Source organism: Aminobacter sp. P4_D5 (genome assembly GCF_056401815.1).
The window spans coordinates 1-520 of record NZ_JBFUIP010001383.1 but is presented as its reverse complement, the minus strand read 5'-3'; the positions used below and the strand labels follow the sequence as shown (position 1 = coordinate 520).

The window sequence follows — 520 nt, the reverse complement described above, 5'->3', positions numbered from 1 at the left end:
TCCTGCAAGTTCTCTCTGCCTTGTCGCCAAACTATGAGTTGCGCCCTGCCCTCGATACCGTCTCGATCCTGTTCCTGAGCTTGTTGTGCCTGTTGCTCCTGCTAGGCCTATTTGCACCAGGCCGGATCACCGTGCATCGGATCATTGGGGCCGTGGTAGTTTACCTCCTGATCGGTCTGCTCTTCGCGATCTTCTTTGACCTGTCCGAGCGACTGGCGCCTGGCGCGTTTGACATGGGTCACAGCCCGGCGCCGCGCGTCACGGCTGGATCTCAGTTCTTCTATCTGTCGATGATCACCCTGACGTCGGTCGGCTTCGGTGATATGGCGCCCGTGCATCCCTTCGCGCGCTCATTGGTCATGCTCGAAGCCGTCATTGGACAGATCTACACAACCGTTCTGCTCGCGTGGCTCGTTTCCTTGGAGATTTCGCATCGTACGCGCTCGTTGCGCCAGCCGCCCAGTTCGCCGTAGCGAGCGCAGCGATGGTGCTGATCTCGACTTCCGTGAGGGCAGCGCCC

The 520-nt window shown here is 60.0% G+C and carries 1 protein-coding gene; it reads left to right on the top strand.

Features of this window, described 5'->3' with window-relative positions:
* The coding region (locus AC1DWF_RS38545) for a potassium channel family protein (RefSeq protein WP_476843664.1) at positions 1 to 473 on the top strand (473 nt) is incomplete at its 5' end.
* Between the last annotated feature and the right edge of the window lie 47 nt (positions 474 to 520).